Origin of the sequence: Thermogutta sp. (assembly GCF_039793925.1) — a bacterium.
Taxonomy (GTDB): domain Bacteria; phylum Planctomycetota; class Planctomycetia; order Pirellulales; family Thermoguttaceae; genus Thermogutta.
This window is the reverse complement of sequence record NZ_JBAMME010000285.1, coordinates 1-3,687: the sequence shown is the minus strand read 5'-3', so window position 1 is coordinate 3,687 and position 3,687 is coordinate 1. Positions and strand designations below refer to the sequence as shown.

Genomic DNA, 3,687 nt, shown 5'->3' with positions numbered 1-3,687 from the left:
TCCTTTATGCGGCGCAGTTGTTCCAAAGCATACAAACGGGTTGGCTCAGATTGTTGCTGGGAAGCGACGGCAGGGGGCTCAATGGGATGGTTGGGTTTTGGCTTGGGCGGACAGAGCCTGACGCGGCTGATGTGGAGGTCCTCTTCGAATCGGTCGGGTTGAAGCAGGTTGGACAGTTTAAGGGCGCCTACATTGCGGCGTCCAAGCCGGATTTGTTTTTGGAGGTAGGGGATGACCGCGGTCAGGTCGGCCAGAGTAAAACCGGCTTTTGTGAAGTCGAACCAGAGCCTCTGGCGGTCGAAGCGCAGAGGGATGTTCTGGCCTGTGAGCCGGCAATAGGTTTGATGGAGGCTTGAGATGATGGCGGGGATGTTTTGGTTTGGGTTTGGGTTGTTCATGGTGATTGGTGCAGTTGAGCCAGCCAGGGGAGCAGCTCCAGGGCTTGCTGGAGGTGAGCCGAGGAGATGGTTTGAGAGTTTTGCTCGATGGCCTGCTGGATGGCGCGCTGGGCCAGGTGATTGAGGAGCCTTGGCGAGCCGTTGGCGGCCTGGATGAGCAACTGGAGGGCTTGTGGCTCGAACAGATCGGAGTGAATGCCGACCTGCTGGAGACGGGCCTTGACGTACTGGGCCAGCTCTGTGGGTGACCAGTGGTCCAGGTGGAGGCAGAAGCTCAGGCGCGACAACAGAGGGGCGTTTATGCCCATCTGGAGCCGAGGCAGCAGTTGTTGATCGCCGACCAGCAGGAGGCTGAAAGGCGGTTGAGTGTCCTTGGACTGGCAGGTCAACAGGCGCAGCTCTTCCAGCGCAAGGGCGGAGAAGTTTTGGGCTTCTTCCAGGACCAGGACCGGCCAGAGCCGGTCGCAAGCCTGCCAGCCCTGGTGGATGAGAGCGATGTTGTCTGAACGTCTGTTGCGCGGGGCAAGGCCCAGTTGTCTGCAGAGCAGCCGTAACAGGTCTGTGGCAGTGACCGAGGAGTGGGTCAGGAGGAAGGTTTTGAAACGTTTGTCTGGGAGGGAGCTGAGGAACTGTTGGACAAGGAAGGTTTTGCCCACACCGTTTGGGCCCTGGAGGATGCCTGTTGAACGCAATGCGGCCATCTGGGCCAGTTGATTGAGGAGCAGTTGGAGCCGTGGGGACAGGTACGGTTTGGGTGCTGCCGGGCCGAAAGGCATTTGGGATGCGCCCCAGAGAGATTTGAGGGCGGTGTCGATGTCCCGGGAGTTGTCAGTGGCGTTCATAGTCGCGGTCGGTGTAGGTTTTTGAGTTGAGGTGTTTGTCGCAGCGGCGGGCTTGTCCGACCAGTTGGTTGTGGAACCAGACCTGGACTGTTGACCAGTTGAAGGGGTCGAACTTGACCAGGATCAACTGGCCGCGGAGGTGAGGAGGGACTTCCCAGAGCTGGCCTGCGAGGCTGAAAGTGGCGTCGAGGCGGACGCGGCGCTCTGCGGAGCAGAGGAACAGGGTTTCCCAGTCGGTGTCAGGGGGAGCGGTTCGAAGGCATTGAGCGCACTGGGCGAAGCGTTGGGCCGGGCAGAGGCCGGCCAGAGCCGAGTGTGGGCGCTGGTGGTATTGGGATTCGAGCCATTGCCAGAAGCGCTGGTTGAGCAGTTGGAGGGAATCGAGGGGCTGGAGCAGCAGTTGAGCTTCGAAGTCGGACTGGACGGTTCTGAACCAGCGTTCCATTTTGCCTTTTGACCAGGCGGCGTAGGGTTTGGCGTGGATGAGTTTGATGTTGAGGTTGGCGCAGACGATTCTCAAGTGGTGGGAGGTGAAGATTTTGCCGTTGTCGGTGTAGAGTTTGTCAGGGATGCCGCGTTTTGCCAGGGCCTGTTTGAAGGTGTCCAGGAAGCAGCAGAGAGTTTCATCCGGGTAGTATTGGGCGTGTGGGACCAGGCGGGAGCAATCATCCAGGGTGGCGATCAGGCGAGTGCGGATGATCTGGCCTGATGGGAGTCTGATGGTTGGGCCGTGGGAGACATCTGCCATCCAGAGCTGGTTGGCAAGAGGGCATTCGAAGGCTTTTGTTGGGCCGGACTGGGGGTTTGGGGGCAGCAGTTTGATTGAGTGAGAGTCGAGGTTGTGGGCGGCCAGGAGCCGATAGACCGAAGGGAGGCTGAAGGTGCCGACTTGGAGGATGCCCTGGCTGAGGAGGTGGCGGATGAGGGTTTTGACTCTCAGATGCGGGTATTGAGTTCTGGCTTTGAGGATGGCCTGGACGTCAGCCGGGGAGAAAGCGCGGCAGGAGCCCTTGTCTTTGCGAGATTGGGGCTGGAGGGCTGGGAAGTTGCCCTTTTTCCAGCAGTTGTACCAGCGCTGGAGGGTGGAAGGGGAGTAGAGTTTGCCGTTCCATTGTCGCTGGCTGGCCATGCGTGCTGCGCGGGCCAGAGAGAAGTTCTGGCTGATTGCATCCTGGATGAAACAGACAGCGGCGTAACGAGCCAGTGCCAGATTTTGGGATTTGGATTTGTTGTCGGTTGTATTTTTCATATTGCAATGGTGTTTGTTGTTCTGATCGGGCGTGAGTTTTGGGATCGGAGGTTGGTTGTGGAACGACAATGGTGTGTGGGTGCAGGGAGCAAGCCGGCGGCAAGATGGGGGCTTACAAAAGACTCTGAAGTCAATTCCCTGGCCGGATGAGGACAAAGCCGGGTGAAATTGGAGTCCTTGGGCTTGTTTTCGGGGTCACCATTGTCGGAAATGGGCTGGTTGGGGTCCCGGGAGGCGGGATTTTGCGGGTTTGGAGCAGTGTCAACCGACACCGCGCCGGCTGCAGTGGCGTTTGAGGGCTATGTTCGGCGGTCCGGTTGGGCCGATCAGCACCGCCGCTGATGGCACCGGTACGTGCCGAAGAGGCAGGTGTGGAACTGCTCAACCAGAATCGCGGTGGCCCGGCCAAGGTCTCCGCAGCGGCGGATCAGCAACAGCCAGAAATCCTGTGCCGATTGGTTGACTTTCAGCGGCCCAAACGCATTGCCAACCCGCCGCACCAACTCCGGCAAGTGGCTTTCAAACTCCCTCAAGTAACTGGCTATCAGTTCAGTCCACCGTTCGACCAGCGGGCTCTGTTTGCCGTTGAAACCGTCGGTGATTGTGGCGTTGTTGACAAGCTTGTATGGCTGGGCAAAGGAGGGCAGACAACTGACTGTTGCCGCGCAGTTTCGACACTTGAACCGCCGAACAGCAATCCGCAATTCTTTCTTTGTGTTCCCGCTCAAGTAGCGTTGGTAGTAACCATGCGCCCCCAAGGAACCAACCCGGCGGCAGTTGGGACAACTTTCCGGAGGTTTGACTTGCTTGTGAGCCTGTGTTGCCACATACTGTTCCGGGGTCAGCGAGGTTGTGTGTATTGTTTGGACGACGTATTCATTGCCTCAGTTGGCCCCATTCGGAAACCATTTCTTCTGACAAGGGGCGCTGGGACATTTTTCTCGTGTTAATTTGAAATCAACCGGCTTTCCATCTCAAAACATCCTGAGAAAAACAACCCTTTAATTCATAAAATTTCGTGCAGCGTTACAGTTTTGGGTCTGAGGAAATGGGGTGAGGCGGCGAGGTTGTACCGGCAACTGGTGTATGTGAAGGGAGGCAGGGCAGGCCAGAGCGGGAAGGTGTTGTTGAGCGACAAGGAGATCAGTGAGGTGATAAGGAAGGGAGGGAAACTGAGCATTGGGGAGGCATCGCTGTA

General features: G+C 57.9%; 5 protein-coding genes. 2 read left to right on the top strand and 3 right to left on the bottom strand.

The genetic code is table 11. The features are described from left to right. A partial coding sequence (locus ABJK56_RS14605; RefSeq protein WP_347245400.1) for a hypothetical protein occupies positions 1-356 on the top strand: 356 nt, incomplete at its 5' end. A gap of 38 nt (positions 357-394) precedes the next feature. On the opposite strand, the gene ABJK56_RS14600 is transcribed toward ABJK56_RS14605, so the two are convergent. Further along, positions 395-1,240 carry an AAA family ATPase gene (locus tag ABJK56_RS14600; protein WP_347245399.1) on the bottom strand — a complete coding sequence of 282 codons (846 nt, stop codon included), beginning with the start codon at positions 1,238-1,240 and terminating at the stop codon, positions 395-397. Continuing rightward, positions 1,227-2,054 carry a DDE-type integrase/transposase/recombinase gene (locus ABJK56_RS14595; protein ID WP_347245401.1) on the bottom strand — a complete coding sequence of 276 codons (828 nt, stop codon included), beginning with the start codon at positions 2,052-2,054 and terminating at the stop codon, positions 1,227-1,229. Before ABJK56_RS14595 ends, ABJK56_RS14600 begins: the two co-directional genes overlap by 14 nt. 12 nt (positions 2,055-2,066) lie before the next feature. Here ABJK56_RS14595 and ABJK56_RS14590 point away from each other — a divergent pair, with 12 nt between their 5' ends. Further along, entirely contained in the window at positions 2,067-2,639 is a 573-nt protein-coding gene (locus tag ABJK56_RS14590) for a hypothetical protein (protein ID WP_347245402.1), read from the top strand. 176 nt (positions 2,640-2,815) lie between these two features. On the opposite strand, the gene ABJK56_RS14585 is transcribed toward ABJK56_RS14590, so the two are convergent. Beyond that, the gene (locus ABJK56_RS14585; RefSeq protein ID WP_347245398.1) at positions 2,816-3,316 is read right to left on the bottom strand and encodes a DUF6431 domain-containing protein; all 501 of its coding nucleotides are present in this window, start codon (positions 3,314-3,316) and stop codon (positions 2,816-2,818) included. Positions 3,317-3,687 lie beyond the last annotated feature (371 nt).

Coding starts and splice junctions, on each gene's coding strand:
- ABJK56_RS14600 (WP_347245399.1), bottom strand. CDS start 1,240: ATGAACGCCACTGACAACTCCCGGGACATCGACACCGCCCTCAAATCT.